18 protein-coding genes are annotated in these 21,810 nt (G+C 45.0%); 11 read left to right on the top strand and 7 right to left on the bottom strand.

The window, feature by feature from the left end; genetic code table 11:
• From gspI to gspC, 7 genes are all read right to left on the bottom strand, one after another.
• On the bottom strand, window positions 1-429 hold the full coding sequence (gene gspI / locus MHM99_RS01285) for a type II secretion system minor pseudopilin GspI (protein ID WP_014951311.1): 429 nt from the start codon (window positions 427-429) through the stop codon (window positions 1-3).
• The gene (gene gspH / locus MHM99_RS01280; RefSeq protein WP_014977775.1) at window positions 426-1,052 is read right to left on the bottom strand and encodes a type II secretion system minor pseudopilin GspH; all 627 of its coding nucleotides are present in this window, start codon (window positions 1,050-1,052) and stop codon (window positions 426-428) included. Before gspH ends, gspI begins: the two co-directional genes overlap by 4 nt.
• A 5-nt stretch (window positions 1,053-1,057) precedes the next feature.
• Entirely contained in the window at window positions 1,058-1,495 is a 438-nt protein-coding gene (gene gspG / locus MHM99_RS01275) for a type II secretion system major pseudopilin GspG (protein ID WP_014951309.1), read from the bottom strand.
• The gene (gene gspF, locus MHM99_RS01270) at window positions 1,495-2,721 is read right to left on the bottom strand and encodes a type II secretion system inner membrane protein GspF (RefSeq protein WP_014951308.1); all 1,227 of its coding nucleotides are present in this window, start codon (window positions 2,719-2,721) and stop codon (window positions 1,495-1,497) included. Before gspF ends, gspG begins: the two co-directional genes overlap by 1 nt.
• Complete coding sequence (gene gspE, locus MHM99_RS01265; RefSeq protein ID WP_275445276.1) at window positions 2,722-4,287, bottom strand: type II secretion system ATPase GspE; 1,566 nt, start codon at window positions 4,285-4,287, stop codon at window positions 2,722-2,724.
• 1 nt (window position 4,288) lies between these two features.
• Window positions 4,289-6,340: a type II secretion system secretin GspD gene (gene gspD / locus MHM99_RS01260; RefSeq protein ID WP_081106123.1), complete on the bottom strand. Its 2,052-nt coding sequence runs from the start codon at window positions 6,338-6,340 to the stop codon at window positions 4,289-4,291.
• Window positions 6,341-6,438: 98 nt separating this feature from the next.
• Window positions 6,439-7,356 (bottom strand): type II secretion system protein GspC, encoded by a 918-nt coding sequence (gene gspC / locus MHM99_RS01255; RefSeq protein WP_061486815.1) that lies wholly within the window; start codon window positions 7,354-7,356, stop codon window positions 6,439-6,441.
• Window positions 7,357-7,634: 278 nt separating this feature from the next.
• Between gspC and MHM99_RS01250 the strand changes: the two genes are divergently transcribed.
• The 11 genes from MHM99_RS01250 to hslO all read left to right on the top strand — a co-directional run bounded on the left by MHM99_RS01250 (window position 7,635) and on the right by hslO (window position 21,692).
• Window positions 7,635-8,876, top strand: coding sequence for a hypothetical protein (locus tag MHM99_RS01250; RefSeq protein ID WP_239217821.1), 1,242 nt, complete (start codon window positions 7,635-7,637; stop codon window positions 8,874-8,876).
• Window positions 8,869-11,172, top strand: coding sequence for a hypothetical protein (locus tag MHM99_RS01245; protein WP_239217819.1), 2,304 nt, complete (start codon window positions 8,869-8,871; stop codon window positions 11,170-11,172). Before MHM99_RS01250 ends, MHM99_RS01245 begins: the two co-directional genes overlap by 8 nt.
• Window positions 11,173-11,181: 9 nt before the next feature.
• On the top strand, window positions 11,182-13,962 hold the full coding sequence (locus tag MHM99_RS01240; RefSeq protein WP_239217817.1) for a hypothetical protein: 2,781 nt from the start codon (window positions 11,182-11,184) through the stop codon (window positions 13,960-13,962).
• Entirely contained in the window at window positions 13,959-14,468 is a 510-nt protein-coding gene (locus MHM99_RS01235; RefSeq protein ID WP_239217815.1) for a hypothetical protein, read from the top strand. The genes MHM99_RS01240 and MHM99_RS01235 overlap by 4 nt, the downstream gene beginning before the upstream one ends.
• A 2-nt stretch (window positions 14,469-14,470) precedes the next feature.
• Entirely contained in the window at window positions 14,471-14,911 is a 441-nt protein-coding gene (locus MHM99_RS01230) for a VPA1267 family protein (RefSeq protein ID WP_239217813.1), read from the top strand.
• The gene (locus MHM99_RS01225) at window positions 14,908-17,181 is read left to right on the top strand and encodes an AAA family ATPase (protein ID WP_239217811.1); all 2,274 of its coding nucleotides are present in this window, start codon (window positions 14,908-14,910) and stop codon (window positions 17,179-17,181) included. The genes MHM99_RS01230 and MHM99_RS01225 overlap by 4 nt, the downstream gene beginning before the upstream one ends.
• A 710-nt stretch (window positions 17,182-17,891) precedes the next feature.
• Entirely contained in the window at window positions 17,892-18,362 is a 471-nt protein-coding gene (locus MHM99_RS01220) for a hypothetical protein (protein ID WP_239217809.1), read from the top strand.
• A gap of 101 nt (window positions 18,363-18,463) precedes the next feature.
• Window positions 18,464-19,093, top strand: coding sequence for a hypothetical protein (locus MHM99_RS01215; RefSeq protein ID WP_239217807.1), 630 nt, complete (start codon window positions 18,464-18,466; stop codon window positions 19,091-19,093).
• Window positions 19,094-19,851: 758 nt separating this feature from the next.
• The gene (hslR, locus tag MHM99_RS01210) at window positions 19,852-20,250 is read left to right on the top strand and encodes a ribosome-associated heat shock protein Hsp15 (RefSeq protein ID WP_239217805.1); all 399 of its coding nucleotides are present in this window, start codon (window positions 19,852-19,854) and stop codon (window positions 20,248-20,250) included.
• A gap of 162 nt (window positions 20,251-20,412) precedes the next feature.
• A complete protein-coding gene (locus tag MHM99_RS01205) occupies window positions 20,413-20,778 on the top strand; it encodes a S4 domain-containing protein (protein ID WP_239217961.1) in 366 nt (121 codons plus the stop codon).
• A 23-nt stretch (window positions 20,779-20,801) separates the two neighbouring features.
• Window positions 20,802-21,692, top strand: coding sequence for an Hsp33 family molecular chaperone HslO (hslO, locus tag MHM99_RS01200; protein WP_187446233.1), 891 nt, complete (start codon window positions 20,802-20,804; stop codon window positions 21,690-21,692).
• The last annotated feature ends 118 nt before the right edge of the window (window positions 21,693-21,810 follow it).

The raw sequence follows: 21,810 nt of genomic DNA, 5'->3' as shown, positions 1-21,810 counted from the left end.
CTAATTTCCCGCCGTCGGTTTAGCAACGAAAGTGGTTACTGATGTAACTGAACTGCCGTAGCTTTCGTCTTCACCCACCGAAACGGTTACCGATCGCAAGTCGTTGTCGTTGGTTTTTGTCACCGTTTGCTGCCAGTACCACGTGCGATCGGCCATCTCCATCGTGCCTTTTAAATTGTTCTTGGGCGGCCACGTGGTATCTAATTGAAGCTGGTTTAAGCGATTGCTTGCCACCCAGTTGGCAAAGGTGACAGATTCTATTTGCCCAACGCTTGATAAATGCTCGCCTGCAGCTTTAAGCACTGCTGTACCGGTTAGCGCAAAAATAAGCAGGGCGACCATAACCTCCAGTAGCGTCAAGCCACTTTGCTGGCGTGGCGTGACAGGTGCAACGTTCTTTGTCGATGCATCAACGTTGAACGCACTCATAGTGGTCTCTCCAGAGGCCCTTCAAGCACTAAAGGCGGAAGATCTTGGTTTTGCAGACTGTAATAGACGGGGTTGTCGCCGTCATCACCTTCGTAATTAAACGACAAGGTAAAAGGCGTAATTTCGCCACTCGACATTATAAGCACTTGAGGCGGAGGCAGCTTTTTCTCTTCTTCGTTACCTATTTCAACCCCTTCATCAGAAACACTTAAATTCTCGTCGAATAGTTCCCTGTCAAAGAGCCTGTCTTCAACATCCCATGGTAAGTCGTCTAAATTTAAAGTGAAGGTGAAAGGCTCAGGTAACGTATAAGGCTCGTAGGTTTTTTCGCCTTCGATACGCTGCCACTCATCATCGTCGTCTAAGTAGACAAAGTAGTATTCATTTTTATCGGCTTCAAACCGCACACCAAGCTGTTGTTGATTTAACACCGCAAAATCGCTGGCCATATCAACAATCACCTGCAGGCGTTGCGCTTGGGTTTTTAGCAGGTCAGATTTACTCGCACCGAATGCGTTAAACATAACGTAACCCGCCGCCAATCCCATAAGCAGCAGTACCAGCATGACTTCTAATAGGGTAAAGCCTGCTTTTTTCAAAGATGTACTGCCGCGGTTGCGCATAAAGGTTAGTTCAGGTATTCGTTAATGTTCCAGTTACCAATGTCATCATCAGTACCCGGTTCGCCGTCTGGACCATTAGAAAAAATATCAACTACGCCAAGTTCTCCCGGGCTAATTAGTGCATATGGATTGCCCCACGGATCTTCAGGCAGGCGTTTAATGAAACCACCTTCAGGGTAATTACGAGGAATCGGGTCGATAGTCGGCGCGGTAACTAGCGCTTCTAGTCCCTGTTCTGTGGTTGGAAAGCGGTTGTTACGCAGCTTGTACATCTCAAGCGCACTTTCCATTTGCTGGATGTCTACCGCCGCCTTTTTAAGCTGCGCTTCTTCTTGGTTACCCAAGATTTGCGGTGCCACCATAGACGCCATAATACCGATGATTAGAAGTACGACCATGACTTCAATCAAACTGAAACCAGAACTGCGATTAAGTGTTTTCATTAAATATTCACCATGTTGTTCAATGCTAAAATTGGTTGCAATATTGCCATAACGATAAACAGGACAATGCCTGCCATCGATACAATAAGTAAGGGTTCAAATACCTTAAGTGAGACACCAATAAGCGCTTCAAATTCCCTATCTTGATTATCTGCGGCGCGAGCTAGCATTTGCTGTAACTCCCCCGATTTTTCACCAGACGCAATCATATGCATCATCATTGGTGGAAACATTTTTGTGTTATCCAGCGCAGCCCGAAGGCTGCTGCCTTCTTTAACGTTAATGGCTGCATCTGCCACTTGGTTTTTAATATGCTGATTTTCTAGCACATCACCTGAAATACGCATAGCTTCTAGTAGTGGAACCGCACTGGCACTTAAAATACTTAAGGTACGTGCAAAACGCGCGGTATTGAGCCCGCGAGACACCCGGCCAATTAACGGCAAGGTTAACAGCGCTCTGTGGTAGCGTAGCTTCATGTGCTTTTGCTGCAGCACGCGCTGAATAATGACAACAAGCACGGCAATACCAATAAGCATAAATAAGCCGTAATTTTGCAGCCAGGTACTTATAGAAATAAGAAACTGTGTTATTCCCGGCAGGTCTTGACCCATGTGGTCGAACTGCCCAACAATTTTAGGTACAACCACTGTTAACAATAGCAACACGATACCCATTGCAAAGAACAGCATTAGCGATGGGTAAATCATCGCTTGTGTAATTTGGCTGCGGGTTTGTTGTCTGCGCTCTGTGTAGTCAGCAAGGCGGTTAAGCACGGTATCAAGGTGACCTGATTTTTCACCAGCTGCAACCATCGCACGGTATAGCTCGTCGAACACACTTGGAAATTGACCCAATGCATCGGCAAGTCCATGTCCTTCCACGACTTTACTGCGTACTGCCATCATCATGTTTTTCTGACGAGGCTTTTCACACTGTTCAGCGACGGCAAGCAGTGCTTCTTCAACGGGAAGGGCCGATTCTACAAGGGTGGCGAGCTGACGCGTGAGTAGCGCTAAGTCTGATGCTGAAATACGGGGTTTAAATAAAGAAAACGACAGGCCTTTGCCTTCGCTTTGTGCGCGCTCTGCGACCTGCTCTACTTCTAAGGGAATTAAACCTTTTTCGCGCAGCTGTTGGCGAACCTGGCGTGCGTTATCACCTTCAAGTACGCCATTTGTATTTTTACCGCGGGCATTAACCGCCTTAAAAGCGAATGCCGCCATTTAGTCTTCCCTCGTAACTCGAAGCACTTCTTCAAGTGAGGTAGCGCCCGCCAGCACTTTACTACAGCCGTCTTCACGAATGCTTGGTGTCGTCTTTCTGATGTAGCGTTCAATGGCTTGCTCACCTACACCTTCGTGCATCATCTCGCGCACTTTTTCATCTACCAACAATAGTTCGTGAATACCGGTACGACCGCGATATCCGGTTTGATTACACGCGGCGCAGCCATGGGGCTTGTAGATGGTGGTCTCGCTTGTGGCGTTTTGCCCTAATACTTCAAGCTCAGAAGCGTCAGGCGTATGTGGCTTTTTGCAATCTGGGCACAGGGTACGAACGAGCCGCTGTGACAAGACGGCCAATAAGCTCGAAGACAGCAGAAATGGCTCAATACCCATGTCTTCTAAACGGGTGATCGCGCCCGCTGCCGTATTGGTATGCAGAGTAGAGAGTACTAAGTGACCGGTTAAACTGGCTTGAACAGCAATTTGCGCCGTTTCGATATCACGAATCTCACCCACCATCACTACATCGGGGTCTTGACGCAAAATAGCGCGAAGGCCTCTGGCAAAAGTCATATCTACACGGGGATTAACCTGTGTTTGTCCGATGCCCGGAAGATCGAACTCAATAGGATCTTCAACGGTTAAAATGTTTCTGTCTCGCGAGTTTATCTCGGTTAACCCTGCATACAAGGTGGTACTTTTACCCGAGCCCGTTGGGCCGGTAACCAAAATAATGCCGTGAGGTTTTCGAATAAGAGACGAAAAGTGATTACGGTTTTGCAGCGTCATGCCTAAATCTTCTAGATTTAAGCGCGCATTGTTTTTATCCAGTAGACGCAATACCACACGCTCGCCGTGGCTTGAAGGCATGGTCGAAACACGCACGTCTACTGCTCGCCCAGCAATACGCAATGTAATACGGCCATCTTGAGGCACGCGTTTCTCGGCGATATCTAACTTCGCCATAACTTTAATACGCGATACCAGCATGGAAGAAAGTTTGCGATTCGGGCGCAAAATTTCGCGTAACACGCCGTCTACCCTGAAGCGAACCACAAGCTGGTTTTCAAAGGTTTCAATGTGAATATCTGATGCACCTTCTTTAATCGCCTCGCCCAACATGGCGTTGATAAGCTTAATAATAGGCGCATCGTCTTCACTGTCTAACAGGTCTTCAGTGTCAGGCAAGTCTTCAGCAAGAGCGAACAAATCACTCTCGTTGCCAAGGTCTTCCATTAGCTGTTTAGCCGCAGAGCTATCGCGTTGAAACGCACTGGTAAGCAGGCTTTCAAATTCATTGGCAGGAATAGTTTTCGGCACAAAGGGCTCGCCGTAGAAACGTCGCACTTCAGCGAATACATCAAACGGCGTATTCTCTGTAAAATACAAAACCGCAGGGGTTTCATTGGTTTCCAGCAATACCTGATTGCGCTTCGCAAAGCTAAAAGAAAGCTGTCTTGAACCGGCCTCCTCTTCAGGCAAACCTGCGTCTTTACCCATGGCTTCTAAGGCTTCTTCTTGCGCCTCTAATGCCTGAGTAATTTGTTCGTCCTGCCCTGCCATGCTAGTCGTTACCTTCTTCTTGTTTCTGCTTCTCTTTCTCAGAAAGGTACTCTTCGAATGAAGGTGGCAACGCTAGCGCATCATCCCATTGTGGAATAGTCGGGGTTTCTTCGTAAGGCATTAGCGATACACCTTCTTGCTGGCGTTTTAGCTGCAGTGCACGAATGTAATTGTATTTGCGATGGCTGATTGTGTTCATGGTTGCACCGTCACGGACAATGGTCGGTTTCAAGAACACCATCAAGTTACGCTTACGCTTGCTTGTAGACGTCGTCTTGAAAAGATGACCAAGAACAGGGATATCGCCTAAAAGTGGCACTTTAGACACACTTTCTTGTACGTCTTCGTCAATCAAGCCGCCTAGTACGATAGTACCACCATCGTCAACAATCACTGTGGTTTTGATTTCGCGCTTGTTGATAGAGATGTCTACTGATGTCGCACCGCTAACGCTAGACACTTCTTGTTCAATAAGAAGCTGAACGGCATCGCCTTCGTTAATTTGCGGCGTAACTTTAAGTTTAATGCCCACTTCTTGACGATCCACCGTTTGGAACGGGTTAGAGTTGTTCGAGCCGGTTGTCGTACCGGTAATAATCGGTACTTCCTGACCCACAATGAAAAACGCTTCTTCGTTATCCATGGTAGTTAGGTGAGGTGTGGCAAGAATATTTGAATTGGTATCAGTGCTTACCGCCTGTACCACTGCGCCCCAGCCATTTTCGATAACGCCAGCAATCAGGCCGTTTGCACCGCCAAGTAAGCTTGCAAGAGCAGTGAAGTCGCCTTCTATCGTGTCCGTTGTTTCTACCACTTCACCGTTGGCAGTGATGTTGGTTTGCGTGGTCTCTCTATCTTCGGCCTGTCGTAGTGCCACAGCTAATGAACCGACGCCTATAACACCATTATTGAACTGTGTACCACCGCCCTCTTCTGACACCCATTGCACACCTAATGTGTTGCCGTCGCCTTCAAAAACTTCAACGATAATGGCTTCAACTTGTACCTGTGCACGGCGAATATCCAGTTGACGCACCACTTCTTCTAGCGAGCGCATCATGTCTGGCTCTGCAGTTATAACAATGGCATTAGAATCTTCGTGCGCATCAATGCTGATTTCACGGTTAGAGCCAGCTCGACGTGACGTAGTGCCACCACCTTGCTCTTCAGCTTGAATGCTTGCAGATACGCCCTGCAATACTTTTACTAAATCTTCCGCTTTAGCGTAGTTAAGAAACAGCACGCGGGTATTGCCGTTTGACTCAAGCTCTTGGTCCATGCGCTGAATAAGGTTAATAAGACGCTGACGCGCTTTAATATCACCGCTTACAATAACTGAGTTAGTTCTGTCGTCTGCCACTACGCGAGGCTCAGACTTAGTACCAGTATTGGCTTTACCTTGTGACTTATTAATACTGTCAATAATGCGCACCATTTCTGATGCTGACGCATAGCGAAGTTTAACGATTTCAACTTCTTCGTCACCGGCACGGTCCACGCGCTCGATAATTTCTACCAGTCGGTTCACTACCGCTGCACGGCCGGTTAGCATCATCACATTTGATGGGTCGTGGCTAACTACGTTACCGCCGCCCGCTTGGTCATTTAGCTGGCGTAAAATAGGCGCAAGTTCACGTACCGGTACGTTATACACAGGAACAACGCGAGTGATCATTTCGTCGCCGTCGCGGTTAGCGCCTTCCACTACTGGAATGTTCGATGTTTTGGCGTCTTTAGAGCGAACCACTTTCAAAATACCGCTAGGCATTTCTACAACGGCGAAGTCATACACTTGAAGTACGTTTAGGAAAAACTGGTAATACTGATCTTCATCGAGCATGTCGTAGCTGCGTACGCTTATTTTCCCACGTACGTTGGGGTCGACAATAATAGTGCGCTCTAGATTTTTACCAACGATATTAATGAACTCGTTAATGTCGGTATCTTTGAAATTAGGCATGTACTCAGCGGCTGTCACCGAGAAACACAGAAGCGCCGTGCACATGGCTGTGCTCAAGCGAGATAATAGTTTTTGGCTAGTGCGCCTTTTCATTCTAACGTCCTTCATTTCCTAACTTGTCGATGACCGATTTGCTTTAATTGTTATTTTGCTTACCTAGCGACAATATAGCGCTGCTACCGTTAGTGGTATTAAGACTCGGGTAAATCTAGGTAAAGCGTGGTTAAGCTGCCATCTCGAATAATCGTTAATTCTATTGTTTGTGCATTGCGTAGCTCAGACAGTGCCTCTTGCGATTGCTGCAAGTCGGTAAGGTCTAGCCCGTTAATTTGTGTAATGACATCGCCAGCCTGAAGCCCTGCCGATTTAAATAGTTCAGGCTCTTTGCCAGGACTTACTTGATAACCAATAAGCTGGCCTTCTTCGGTTTTTGGCGATATTGAAATAAAGTCTGTGAAGTTAGCGGGGCGTTCTCGCAGAGCAGCGGTTGCTTCTAGCGCTTCTTCGCTAAGCTCAACTGTATCTTCTTCCTCTTCCTGCGGCTCAGGTCGGTTTCTCGCTTGCATTTCACGGCGACGATTAGCTTCATCGTAATCAATTCCGTCAAGCATCAGGGTTTCGTTTCTTACCCCGTTCTTAATAATAACGCGATCGTTATACACCTTTTGCAACGTGGCGTTGGTGTCTTCAATCTTTTCACCTAAACCATATACTGCTTGGCTGCCGCGATTTTCTATAATAGCGGTGCCCGCTTCCTGCTCTGAACTGGCAACAACGCCGGTCAGGGTCAAATTTAAGCGTGTCTCTGGCGCGTCAGTAACTTCGGCTACCGGTTCCGCGGGTTTAGCCGCTGCATTACCAAACAGATTCAACTGTTGTATTTTGGCAATGTTGACCCCATTTTGGCCTGACGACGAAGAAATAACCGGAGCACGGCTTACTGTGGGTGTCGCAGATAGTTGAGGTTCGGGTATAATTCGCCACACGAGTTTGGCAGCAAATGCAATTAAATACAGGCTGAGCAGAACCACTACGATGGTATGTAGCTGTTTTTGATGCTGGTTCAGATAAACAACCAGAGATTGTGGGTTGGGTTTATTGAATGTCATGCTGCCACTGATGGTACTGCTTTATTATAATATAGTGAATTTTTGGTTAACCGCGCTTTAGCAAACCCATAATAGCCTAGTAAAGGTGAGGGTCACAACACTAAAGCCACACCATTACGAAAATATTACATGAGCCAATCGGATAGCAACAATACAACACAAAATGTCAGGCTGGACAAGTGGCTATGAAATATGTAGCTGTGTTTGTATGTTAAATTTGTATTGACAGGCACGGCTCGTTATTATTACTATGCAGGTATCGCAAATGGGATATCTGTATGCAGTTTGTTACCTCTCAAAAATCTGAATATCATCAATGCAATATCTTTATGGCAGAAGACCTTTCTTTATTGCTCCTTCCAACACTGTTCAGTAAAGCCATTAGTCGAACAGGTGTCGTTTGGAAGCGAGTGATTGCTGACGGAGAAGGTAAGTTCGCCTCCACAACTTATCAGGAAGAAGAAATATCCGATGTCACGATAACCATACTTCACAATAAGTTAGAGCACTTCTTCAACTGGTTAATTCAATACAGTCAAAGCAATAGCCAAGTTAGTATTCATAGACATCACAATATTCCGGAAGAGCTATTAAATCACTACATCAACACGGTCATCATTGAAGAGCTAGGGGCTGGTGAACATACAGTAGAGCAGTATTTGATGGCGCTTAGGGATTATTACAATTACCTGGCAATGACAGGTTTTACCAATGCCAAAGATATCCGTGTAAAACCAAGATTAAAGTCAGTAGTGAAGAAAAATACAAAGCGCCGTACCGCAGTAAAGTACCTTACTCCTGACTTGCGCTCCATTTTGTATCGTAATACCGATAGCTTACGTGATGAGCTGTTACTTCGCGGTGGCGGTGAGTTAGGGCTTCGCAGTAAAGAAAATCAAGGATTGCTGCTTGATGACTTTATGGTGGGTAACAAAAAGCACCTTGGTTTTAAATCTTTGTTTTTGCAGGTGGAGCAACATCCAGAGCAAATGGAGTTTGAGTTTTTTCTTCAAGGCCGCTATACCAAAGCGCCTCGCAATTCAGGTGGCGGCGAATCTAGACGGCTTTATATCCACCGAAGCTTGCTGGAACGATACAAAACCTATTATGAGTCTGAGCGTCCTGAATCTACTGAAAATACCCTGCTGCTAAATGCCAGCTACAGCGATGACGGTACACCGATTGCTAAAAATGCAGCAACAAGAGCATTTACAAGAGCAAAAAAGAAAGTACTGGAATTGCAAAGAAGTGGCGCATTACCAGACGAAGGGCAGATGCTGGAAGACGATCACACAGGTCACATCTTACGACATAGCTTTGGCACGGATAAGTTTTATGATGCCTGCAAAGAATATCGGGTAAAAATCGATAGCGTGACTTCTACATCGCCAGTCTACCTGCTTGTGGCAAAGTTGATGGGGCATAACGCCAAAGACAATAAAGCACCTGAGACCACCAAAGGGTATATCCGAAGCTGCCATATCAAAGAAGCGTTTCTTACGGGAGTGCATTATGCCTGATATTATCGATACATCTCCTGAAAAAGCACTCACTGACAAGCAATTGCAACAAGCGTTATTGGATGAACAAGCGCTAATAGCGAAGGAGCTTCAAGCAAATCTGGATGTCACACCGCTTCCTTATAATCCTAACGCCACGGTTTTACATATACCAAGAGGCGTCGGTGGAATGCGGAACGCCGCATTCACTATCTTCTTAGAACCAGAGCACTGCCGTATAAGTCAGTTAATGTTTGGCGTATTCAATGCAGCAGCCTATCGGTATCTCATGACGGATGAGTTTCCAGAAAAAAGAAAAGAGACTCTGCTTTATTGCAAGCACGTCTGGCGCTATCTGGATGGCATAGAACTGACTGATAAAAACCGTGCTACTTGGCTGAAAGATTTTGAGGTGTGGCGCGTCAGTGAAGATGGCGTAAAAACCCAATCCACGGGGCTTGATAGAGTCAAATTAATGATAGAAGACGCGCTTGGCTTTGCTGCGTTTAACAAAACCCTCACCGATTACGAACGCGGATATCTAAACTCCCTGTTAAATACCTCTATCGCACCGCGTGAAAAAGCAGATGCAGTTAACCTCAATCAATGGCTTTCACAGCATACCTGGCTGCGTCGGGATGATATTGGTATTGGTCACGAGTTATATTCGCGGTTAGGCTCACCTAAAGCCTTGATGAACTCGTTTCGCATTACTATCGAAACGGCTTTTCTGTATTTTCAAGGCTGCAAAGGTGCGCTCATTGAAGGGTTTCGGTTGGCGGGCGTAACGCCTGCGGATATTCCGGCATTAGCCGAGATTGCCATACCAGAGGGGAGGCAGAAGAATAGCTTCATCAGCGCCGCAAAAGCAGAAATAATCAATCGCCTTCGAGAAAAGCTGGTGCCGCTGATGGGGGATGTCCCTGATTTAAAAAATGCGCTGGAATTGCTGGTCTTTGCAGAGGCGAGACCGCAATTCCGGCAGGAAATAGTTAAAAAGCTCCTAGCCAACCAACCAATAACCGCGACATCTAATAAAGCCTCAAGCGGATTTTTTACCTCAAAACAACACGTGGGACTGTTTGATGTTGATTTCTTAAGGCAGCTTGCGTTATCTGCTCAATCTTCTTGTGATAATGCCGTAGTGCCTGTCTCAAAGGTAGAGTCGTTGTTATTTAGCTATCTCATGGCTTATCAGACGGTGCAAGGGAGTGATATCTCTAAGCTTACCTTACGTGATTTTAAATTTGTCAGGCGTGTTAATGGCGCTATCACCCATATCGAGAGTGATTATTTTAAAGGCCGAGCTAAGTACAACATTCACCAAGTCGAGACCCTAAAAACCAAAGATGATATTGGCAAAGCAGTGCTTCGCTATATTCAGGATGTGACCGCACTGGCGGTGCAGGATGAGCCGCTAACACCAGTGATTAAGACTACTGATTGCGGCCCTTCTAATCTGACTGGATTATTATTTCTGGCCTTTAAAGATACCGAACTGTCGCAAGTGCTGAAAGAGAAACATCAGACCCATCGGGTGGCCCCCGTTTTTCCTAAGGCGATGTATACTATGCTGTGTCATGGGGTAACGGCACCAGTCGCCAAAAAAGCCAAAATACCCTGTGAAACGGCTTTGCCTGAAAGGTTCTTTGGCTTTGCGCATATCAAAACCAGCTCAGTGTATGCAGGCTCGGATACCTTTGACCCGACAAGCCTTATCAACCCAAGAAGTCACACCAATGACACGGAGCGAGAGCGATATCTGGTGGAGATGAATCAGGAGTGGCAAAATAATTGTGGGCGGGTCACCCGAGCAGTGATGCGGGATTTATACGTCAATGTTTTTACTGCAAGTGAAAGCGATAAGCAGTTTTTTGAAAGTGAGTTCACCAAAGCAGTCGAACATATTAAAACCAGAGCCGATGATGTGCTGGCGTGCCTGAAAGTGGTGACTGAGCAAACCAGTGGTCGCGTAGATGCATTGGGGCTGACCACTACTGGCGCACAAATCAAGGGCGATTTGCCTGATACGATATACGTTCAAGATAGCCCTGAAACCGTGCTGAAATTTAAACACTTTTTAGCGCAGCTTGAGGAAAAACATGCCTTACTGCGAGACTGTGCGCCGGAGTTTTTATTCTTCACCGCGCTGCCTACCGCTGAATGGATAGCGAGCCTGCTTAGCAACAAAAAAACCTCTAAAACGAGCCGATTGAATAATAAAGCCTTCTCGAAAACGAGTCTTGAAAAAGGCCAAGCCATGTACGACAAGTACCGTTCTCAATTGCCACCTCACTTTACTGCCCAGCTTTCATAGGAGACTGATATGCCTATTGCCACCCGCGCCTCGCAATTATTAGTTAATACCTCTCTATCGAGACTAATGCAGGATAAGCTCGCCCAGTTATCCCCGCTGGATAACGCGACGCTTACTGACAATATCTGGCGATTTCAGCATCCTGCGCAGACTATTACCATTGATTTTACGTTATTTGAACAACCGTTTGTGCAGTTTGTTGAGATGGTCACGGTCAGGTTTGATGCGCAGCATATTCCCCTGAGCCTCGTTGAATTTGCCAAACTCATATGGCTGGAGGTGGCATCTGGTGTAAAGGTGCAACCACGGCCTTATTATCAAATCATCGACAAGCTCGCAATGCTTTTTCATTACCTGCACGCTGAGCAAATAGACCAGCTCGATGCACTGAATTTGGAAGGGTTTTATGGTCTTTGCCTTACGCAGAATGTTACCAACGATGGGATAAAAAAACGCCTGTCTGCGCCAGCCTATACAAACAGATTCGAACCGCTGACACTTAAAAAGCTCAAGCAAATATTGAATCGTTATGGTGTAGCAGGTCTTGTGGGTGATATCTCTGAGAAGAAAGCAATATTAGCACTGAATGAGGCGTGTTTATCCTTCATGGGTATGACGCGGCGAGAGTATGTAAAAGGTGGGAGCTTTAATTATTTAGGATTAGATGTTGGTAAGCATTATATCGACCATTGCCTGCATCTTTTCGAGAAACACTGCGCCTATATCAGTGCAATCCGACATACCTGTAAGGCGTTATTTGACACGCAACAACACGATGAAGATCTGAAATTTCAAAAGAAATCAACGAGTTTAATTTTAGGTAAAGTGATTTGTGGGCATTCCATTGAAGCGATCCGGGAGTCTTTTGGTAACCGAAGTGTTGCTGAGAAAAAGCTGGTTGCAATTGAATCGTTTGTGCACCAGATGTTTTCTGAGGTATATATCACGGCAGAGCGCATCGTCAATGCCTTTAAGCTCGACACCATCAACCGTATTGCAAAGCACTGTCATTTGCCAGAGCGCTATGATGCGCAGGAGTTTGTTCGAGCGCTGTTATTTGTCGATGTGTTTGGTGAGCATGGCAAATCCAAAGAAGCCATTTGGGAGGAATATCAAGCCACGCTTTATAAAACAGCATTACCTGATGAAGATGCAGTCTTATCGGTGACACTGCCTGAGTTTGAATCGATAACCGCTGACATCCTATCCGAGCTAAAAACAGAAATGCCTACTGATACTAAAGGCATGAGAGCGTTTCTTAAATCATTGGCAGGCTCCTTGCCTACACCAATAGATGAGCATCCATTAAATGGTATGGAATATTTTAACAAAATGACATCCATGATTGAGGATGCGGGGGTTACCGGGTTTGTTGGATTAACAGGATGGCGCGCCAGTGAGTATGGGTTTAGCTTGTCGAATATCAATATTGAGATTAACCCAGACCCGCTGGATAACCAGTATACGCCTTGGCGATTCCATGTACGCTGGAAAGTACCAAAGACCAGTGGCAATACCCCGCTACCAAGAGAAATTACGCTCGGTTGTTACATATTGGCAGCGCAACTAGCGCATCTGAATTTAGCAGATATGGCTGACCCAGCGATATATCAGGCAACAACAGCAAAACAAAAAGAAGATTCCGAAGGAGAGAACCAAAAAGCTATACCCACCTGCTGGGCGGATTTTGTTAATCATTATTCGATATTCAACGATATCGAGGCGTGGCAGGGTCTAAAAGGAAAGTCATTGCTGACCGAGACTGAAAAAACATCGCTGCAAACGCTTGAATCGAATTACCGATTCGACGAGGCGCCCATGCGAGCACTGATAAAGATGAAAAAAGCGCTTAACGAGGCCCTGCCGAGGGTGTTGTTGGCACAAGAAAAAAACAACGATAAAGCATTCGGCGTTCGATTGAGAGAGTATCTTGGAGGGACTGCGCCTGGCGATATCGCAGCACTGTTTGACACGCACTTAAGCGAAGAAACCAAAACCAAGCTTCAAAGCGGTGAGGTGGAGCTGGATAAAGCAGGTGTGCGTTTTGTTCGAGGTGAGTTTTTAGGTGAGGCTGTTTATGCTACTGCCCATGCATTTCGGCATATCTTTGCAGAAGCGGTGCTTCGCCGTTATCGAGGCGATGTCGGGCGGTTCATCAGAGCGCATTTTAAACATCTGGATGAGCGTTTTTTCATGGCGTATCTGCGAGATAAGGAATACCGCGTTATCCAACAAATAGCGACCCGCCACGTCATTAATTCGGTTGTCAGAGTGCACATGGACAGCATTGAAGATGAACATCGAGAGTATGCAGGCGGGGTTGACCGATTCTTGTCAAAAGCAGTAGGGATAACACACGTTTATTCGGATGAAGAGCGAAAAGAAAAGCTGGCGCAGGCCACGGTAAAACGGGTATTAGCGTTGAAATCAAACCCGTGGGTAACCTGTATGCTTCGGGACGGGACACAACAAAACGCCAAATGCAGTGTCAATGGTGAGCCGCAGCGTCAAAATGCGCAACCGCGATTATGTTTGGGGTGTTTAAATGCCGACATCGCAGCAGGTAACTTCAATGGGATTGTCATCTACACCAAACAGGATGTGGCAGCGTGTCGCAACCCTGAACTGCCCTGGTTCATCAAAGAGCCTCACTATCACACGGTAACATTGGCATTAAAACGTGTCGAAGAGCTACGCCATAACAGCAACAATCCGAAATACGATAAGTTCATTACACATCTAAAAGAAACGCTATTGATAGCAGACGCACAGCGAGGACAAGCAGCATGAGTGATTATTTTGATGAATTTCTCGATGAGGACGCGCTGGAAGCGTCAACAGAGCAACCAGTACTACCGAACTGGGTATCTGATGCAAACAGCTCTGGTGCCGCGTATGAGGCCATTCAAAGCCTCTATCAACAAAAGCTCAGGTATATCCGACAACACAGTAAAAAAACTGACTTTATTAAGAAGTCCACGTATGAGATTTCAAAGTCAGAGGTCGCAAGAGTTGTAGGCGTGAAGATGCAGGCGATTTTCCACTCCGTCAATTATGCCAGCGCACTACAAAAGGAGCTGGCTGAGAAAAATGACATGCTGCTCAAAAGTAAAGAGAGCAGACTGGCTAGTCGTTATTCGGGTGAGAAAGGGAAGACAAAAGATGAATTGATATGCAAAGTCAGGGAATTGAAAGCGAGGGATAAGCTGATCTCAAAAACCACGACAGATGAAGTGTTGGAGCTGACATTGCAGCGCCTACCGTTAGATGTAAAGCGTAATCTAAAATTGGTGTAAATATGAGCAAAAACGGTCAACAAAAGGCGCAGCAGAACCTTGAAGCCTTTGAAGTGTGGCGAGCCACCCAGACGGAAGAAAGCTTTAAGCAAATTATCTTCAGGGGGCAGCTAAACCGTGCTGAAATAGCAAAAGGTGTGGGGTGTGGTAAGTCAGCCCTTAACCAAAATCCTGCACTTAGAAAGGCGCTCAAGACGCTAGAAGACAAACTGCGTGAAAAAGGGGTACTTCCACCCCTGACCGAATCTGCCAAGAGCAATGCCGACAAACCAAAACAATACGACAACACGGCAAATCGGAAGTTGCTTGATTCTAAACGGGTATCAGCGCTAGAGGCTGAAAACATTGAGCTAAAAGCCAAGGTTAAAGAGTTAGAAAGTAAGCTAGAGCGATTTGGTGAGCTGAATGAAACCTTATCTGAAATGGGACTCATGCCACGATGAATGCTCAAGTTCCAATTGTGCAACAAGCTGTCGCACAATTAAATCAAGACCAAATGCGCGTCACCAGCATACCGTACAGCTCGACCAAGATGGTGATATTTAGCGGTGTACCACTGGCAAAAAACTCATATAAGACCAACAGCGGCAAGTATTACGTCACCATCAAGGTAAACCCTGATTCCATCCCAGTCCAACCCGCTGTAGGTCAACACTGGTCAGTTGAAGGGACGCGTGTGGTAACCGAGGTGGAGGAAGGTGATTTTGTGATGCAACAGCACACCTACGAGTCACCAGAATATATCGAATGCAGTTTGCCAGAGGCAGGGGAGCAACTTATTCGGTTCATCGCAAAAGAAAAAGACTTTAAAGGCATCGGTGAAAGTAAAGCCAGAGCGCTCTGGAAGCTTCTGGGCAAAGACTTCCATTCAACGGTTGGAAAAGATACGCCAGAGTCAAGAGAGCAGCTTGGAAGCGTTCTGAGTGAAGATTCTATCGATGCGCTATTTCACGGTTACGCCAAATATAAGAATCTGGCTTACTGCAACTGGATGACCCAACTCAAAATTCCAGCCAGCGTGCAGCAGCGCTTGCTAAAACATCACGGGGAATCTTCCATTGAAGCTATTAAGCAAAACCCGTATCTACTAATTGGTTTTGGCGTGTCGTTCAGTGATGTTGATAATCTAATTGTTGCGAATTCGCCACAATTAAAACTTGAGGTCACAGATTATGACCACAAGAGGCTCAGCGCCGCACTAGAAACGGCTATTCGCAGAGAGATTGAGAAAGGCCATACCTATACAACACAGGCCACTTTGCGTCCCTACCTAACCAAATTACTCAAAGATAAGGAACTGGTCACCGAAGCGTTCAAAGCAGGCCACGACAAAGCACAATACATCCTAAACCCTGAGACTGGCACCTACCATCCAACGGCACAGTTGTTGATGGAAAACGTCGTTGCCAAACGGCTGACGACCTTAGCTTGTCAAAATGACCTTTATGATGAATCCGCGAATGCAGCCTACCTTGAAGCTGTTGGTGAATTGCCATATGAGCTAACCAAGAAGCAGGTTGAAGCAGTAGTCACCTGTCTTGATAACGCATTAAGTTCAATTACCGGAGGTGCAGGAACGGGTAAAACGACGGTACTAAGAACCGCACTTCGCGCCTATCATCAAATGGGGTTCGAGATACATGCAGTAGCGCTCAGTGGTAGAGCGGCTATGCGCTTGCATGAATCCATTGGTTTTATCACCTCAACCATCGCTAAGTTATTGCGTGAAGAGCCTATAGAGCCAACTACAGACCAACAAAAGCACCTTCTGGTAATAGATGAAGCGAGTATGATTGACTTGCCAACCATGTATCGCTTGGTCAACCATATCCACCCATCGGTTCGTATTATCTTTACGGGCGACCCAGACCAGTTACCCCCTATTGGATGTGGCAAAGTGCTTGCTGATGTCGTGCGTTCGAACGTTGTTGCCAATACAAAGCTAGACATCGTCAAACGCCAAGACGGCTCCACCGGCATTCCTGAATACTCAAAACTCATTAATCAAGGGATCGTGCCTGCTAAGCTAAGTACAGGCGCTATTCACTTCCACGAAACGGCAAAGAACGACATTGCTCAAGTCTGTTGCGACTTGTATCAACAATCACCCCAAAACAGTCGTGTCATGGCTCCAACCAAAGCACTTGTTGCTGAAATCAACGAACTCACTCAAGAAGTCGTTAACCCACATGGAGATAGACTTGAGTTTGCATTGCACGGTGAGTGTTTTTTTCAAAACCTCAGATTAAATGATGCCATTCTATTTACGCAAAACCACTATGACAAAGGGATTCAAAACGGCTCTCTTGGAACACTAACCAGCGTTGAATCATCAGGTGAAAGTTATGGTGAAGTGACGCTGGATACGGGAGATAAAGTTGAGGTCACCCAATCCGTGCTCGATTGCATGGAGTTGGGTTATGCAATAACCCTACACAAAGCGCAAGGCTCGCAGTTCCCTAGAATCATTATCGCGCTACAAAAGGGGAAAATCGTAGATAGAGCGTGGCTGTATACGGCGATCACCAGAGCCGAGGCTGAAATTCATATCGTTGGTAGTGAAGCCGACCTCATCAGTGTCACACAAAACATAAGTAACGCGAATCTACGAATGTCTTATTTATGCGAGCTTTTGACTCAATTCACGTTGAAATACTTAAAACCAAAAAGTGGTGAGATTGACCAACATAAAAGTCACCCCAAAGTCGCTTAATTGACTCACTAAACTGATAGAAATGAGCGGTTTACTATCAAATTTAGGCGAACCCAAAATCGCATATTCCCATTACATACATTATGGTAAATAGATGCGGATTTGAGGAATTTTCACAATGTCTCAGCTACAACGATTATCAATGTTGCAGGCCGACAAATGCTTCTTTTGTAAAAGCAAAGTTGCTAAGTCAAAACAAAGCGTAGAACACCTATTCGCCAAGAGCCTTGGAGGAAAATCAGATGATGGTAACTGTGTGATGGTTTGCAAAAAAGGGCTATTTGCATTCTGAGGTTGGATTTAGTTATTGAATGGTATCTGGTAACTATGCTGTTTTGCGCAAAAGTTGGTAGGTCTCAATGAGCGCAGTCGCTAGTATGGCAACGATTGCTATAACCGCTTGTTTAAGATAGCTGCCGGTCGCTTTAGTCAAAATTGGTGACTTTGTACGACGGCTAAGTGCCAATTGCGGACGTTCGATTTTTTGAGATGGAACGATAGCTTGGTACGTAAAGCTGACCTTGTTATAGTGTATTTACATTACGGTCATATAACCAAAGCTTGCATACATTTACTCTTTAAGTTGTCTCACATCTTGAAAAGATTGTTATGATAGAATAATTAAAAAGAATTGATTCTTTGGCTTTTGTATTATGTGCGCCTCCTATAATACTCACACCTGAAAGGTCGCTCTATTTAAAGGAAAGTTAATGCGTAAGGAAGACATTAAATCGGACCTGAAGAATTTAGCTTTTGACTTCTTTTATTGGTTCTCTAGGTTTGAATTCTCTCTTAAAGAGAATAACTTTCTCAAGCGTGATGACAATGGTGAGAACGCAGAGCCCGGATGGGATAAGTTTGTCGACCAAAATAGCCAAAAATTCCATCACACCGAACAAACTAGAAGACTTTTAGAGCTGAACCCAAAGCGGCAAAAGGTCGGACCAAATTGTGCTTTGCAATGGAAAAGTGTAGGGCTTGAGGATTGCAACACTGAACTATGTAAAGTCGTTAGACTTTTAAAAACGATAAGAAATAACCTTTTTCATGGCGGAAAGCATGGCGCTGATGGCTGGGATGACCCTCATAGAACCAAAGAGCTTTTATTGGTAGGCAAATCTGTCTTAGATCAATTAGCTTGTTTAGCCAGTTTTGAAGATGACTATAATCGTTTCTATTAAAAAATCAGGAGAATATGCATCATAGTCATATCTACTGAATGCAGAATGCTGGCAGTAACGGTACTGCGGGTAGTAATCGAAAAGTAATAGAAGTACAACAAATGAAAAAAATTATCGCTACACTTTTATTTATCGCTACCAACTCTGTTCAAGCTGCATGTTCACTAGATAGTCTTTGTGGAATGAAAAACGAAGTTTTGGCAACAAGCAAATTCTATAGTGTGAGCCAAATCGGGGTTTTTGACCTCTACTATTGGACTGGTAGCAACTCAATAATGAGTGACTCGTATAAAAATGCTGACGAAGTTGACCGACTTTTTCGGTTCTATCCAGAAAAAGGTAGAGCATATAAAAATGTTCTAAGCATGATTGATTCGGAACTTCGTTCCCTTGGTTATAAAAAAAGTGAAAAAGGTCAATTAGGAGGGTATTTTACATTATCCCCTAAAGTTCGAGTTGTGGAGACACTTGATATCAGAGGAAACAGTAATTTCGAAGTGAGTGTTCGAGCAGAAATTACCGAAACAGTCCTAACGCTACGTGGCCGAGTTACTTCAGGTTTCATAACCGAATATTCCGCTTATACAGTGGCCGTCTTAAAAAAGTCCGAATTAGAAAGTGCTATTTACGATAGTTTAGAGCACTTACTTGGACAGATTAAAAAGGACGTGGTAATAGCGAGAAAATATTGCGAAAACATGGAATGCAAAGTCATCGAAAATATTAAGTGAGAACAACTATTTGTTATCCATAGACAAAGCTCGATGAATACGTACCTGCCAATAAACATATTTTTTCGGTGGAGAAATTGTGACACTTTCAGCAAAATCTCAGAAATATATGCTCGACTGTCTGCTTCTTGTCTGAAGTTGCCTGATGAATGTTGTCCAGTGAATGGCGGCTTTGGTGTGATAACGGTCCATCACACAATAAAATCCTGATAGACCGGAATAAGGTAAGAGGAGTCAATCGACCAGAATTATTTGACAGTCTAGTTACGGCACTCAGAGTCAAAATTAACCTATTCCAACCAACTGACGTTTTTGCACAGTAGGACCGAATACATACTTTCCAACCTCAGAATGCAAATAGCCCAAAAAAGTAAATCAGATGCTGGGTAATATGACAATTAAGGATAAGGTGCGGGTATTTCTAGAGCATAACGGTAAGTTCAGATGTCCCGATAATTGAACAGCAGCCCTGGATGGGCTGCGTCGCTCAGAAGCTAAAAATCAGCGCTCACCACCACCTTACAAAACCATTGAAGCACGATGTCTGCGTAGCTCCTCTGGAACGAGCTACCCACTGAGCTTTCACGCTCCCCAATTTAAAAATCTTGGATGATTGAATAACGCCGCAGAACGCGGATAAAGCACAAAAGCAAGGTGTGCAAATAATTGTTGATGTTTATATGGAATGGCGTTTTGACTGTGCTTTTCCGAGTGATTTACAATAAGGATTGCAGATTTATTGGATTAAGACTTTTAAAATGAATGATTTGACAGATGTTGTTGTTAGATTAGATAAGTGGATGTGGGCCTCACGCTTCTATCGCACGCGATCAATTGCCAAGACAGCAATTCAGGCGGGTAAAGTCAATTATAATGGTCACAAATGTAAACCGGGAAAAATAGTTGAAATCGGTGCGGTTGTTACCTTCAAGCAAGGCTATGACATGAAAGAAGTTGTTGTCTGTAAACTAAGCGATCAAAGACGTAAGGCAGATATGGCACAGCAACTTTATCGTGAAACAGATCCAAGTGTCAGACAGAGGCTAACAAATCAAGAGGCTCGCAAACTAAGCGCCTTCCATAGTCCTCACCCTGATACAAAGCCGGATAAGAAACAGCGTCGAGAATTGCTAAAAATAAAGGCAAGAGATTCTTAAATTTGTAGGTATAATATTGTTCATGGCAACAAATTAACTAGTAAAGATTTTGTATTTAAATAATTGTATGTCTGTTTTGGGTAGTTAGTTTTGGATTATGGGTCGAATTTATTGGGTTTGGTTTGATTTCCCACTCACTCACTCAGTGTAAAGGATACAAAAATCGTTGTTTATAGGGTGAGGGCTGCAAGGTTCTTTAAGACCCGCGCAATAGCAAGAGACATGGTGCAGTCGGGAAAAGTCCAGTACAACGGGCAAAGGGCCAAACCTGGTAAGCATGTAGAGCTTGGCGCCATGATTAAAGTTCCCTCAGGATGGGATAATCGTGAAATTAAGGTGCTAGGCTTAAGTGACAAGCGTTTGAGCGCGCCTTTGGCGCAGGCGCTTTTTGAAGAGACGATTGAAAGTGTAACAAAACGTGAAGAAAACCAAATGGCGCGCAAAATGAACGCCTTTCACAGCCCTAAACCAGATCATAGACCTGATAAAAAGCAGCGACGACAGATTATTAAATTTAAGCAGCAATAGTAGGCTGCTCAACAGGATTAGTTATGAGCGATTTCGATAAATTACACCGCTTCTTATTTACCCAAGCTAACGTTCGTGGCGAATTGGTTCGTCTTGATGAGAGCTTAAAGCAAATTGTGCACAGCTATGAATACCCTGTGCAAATTCAAACATTGCTAAGTGAAATGGCGGCAGCGACGTCATTGTTAACGGCAACGCTTAAGTTTAAAGGTGAAATTTCTCTTCAAATTCAAAGCAAAGGCCCAGTAAGTTACGCGGTGTTAAACGCCACTCACGAACAAACGCTTCGCGGTGTGGCGCGCTGGGACGAGACATTAGAAACATTGCCAGAAACGTTTTCAGAGTTATTGTCTCAAGCGGTATTGGTCATTACTATCACACCAGATGAAGGCGAGCGTTATCAAGGCGTTGTTGCATTAGATAAGCCTTCTTTAGCTGAATGTATTGAAGGCTACTTTGCTCAGTCAGAGCAGCTAGCGACCAGCGTGCACCTAATGACCGACCCTAAAAACGCGAAAGCGTCGGGTGTGTTACTTCAGGTCTTACCGACTGATGCTAGCGCTACTGATGTGTCGCAAGCCAATGAGTTTGCTCATATCTCTAAACTTACTCAAACGTTGACCAAAGAAGAGATGTTTACGTTGTCGGTTGAAAACATTTTATATCGTCTTTACCACCAAGAAGACGTGGAAGTGTATCCAGCGAAGGACGTAACCTTTGCCTGCTCATGCTCGAAGGAGCGCAGCGCAGAAGCACTTCGTCACGTTGAGAAGTCTGAGCTTCACGCAATTATAGCTGAAGAAGGTGCGATCAAAATGAACTGCCAGTATTGTCATACCGAATATCGCTTCGATAGTATCGACGTAGAGGCTATTCACAGCGGCAACTTCGACGCACCGTCTTCAAATCAGTAACTACTTGTTTACTGCTGTGTTAAAGCACCTTCTTTTGAAGGTGCTTTTTTGTTTCTGAATCTCTCACCGTCTAGATAGGTTCATTTTTCCAACACTTCACTTGTGGTTAAAAAATGCC

The organism is Alteromonas sp. MmMcT2-2 (assembly GCF_022348305.1).
Taxonomy (GTDB): domain Bacteria; phylum Pseudomonadota; class Gammaproteobacteria; order Enterobacterales; family Alteromonadaceae; genus Alteromonas; species Alteromonas macleodii.
Note: the sequence above shows the minus strand (reverse complement) of the source record. Positions and strands in the feature narration are given on the sequence as shown.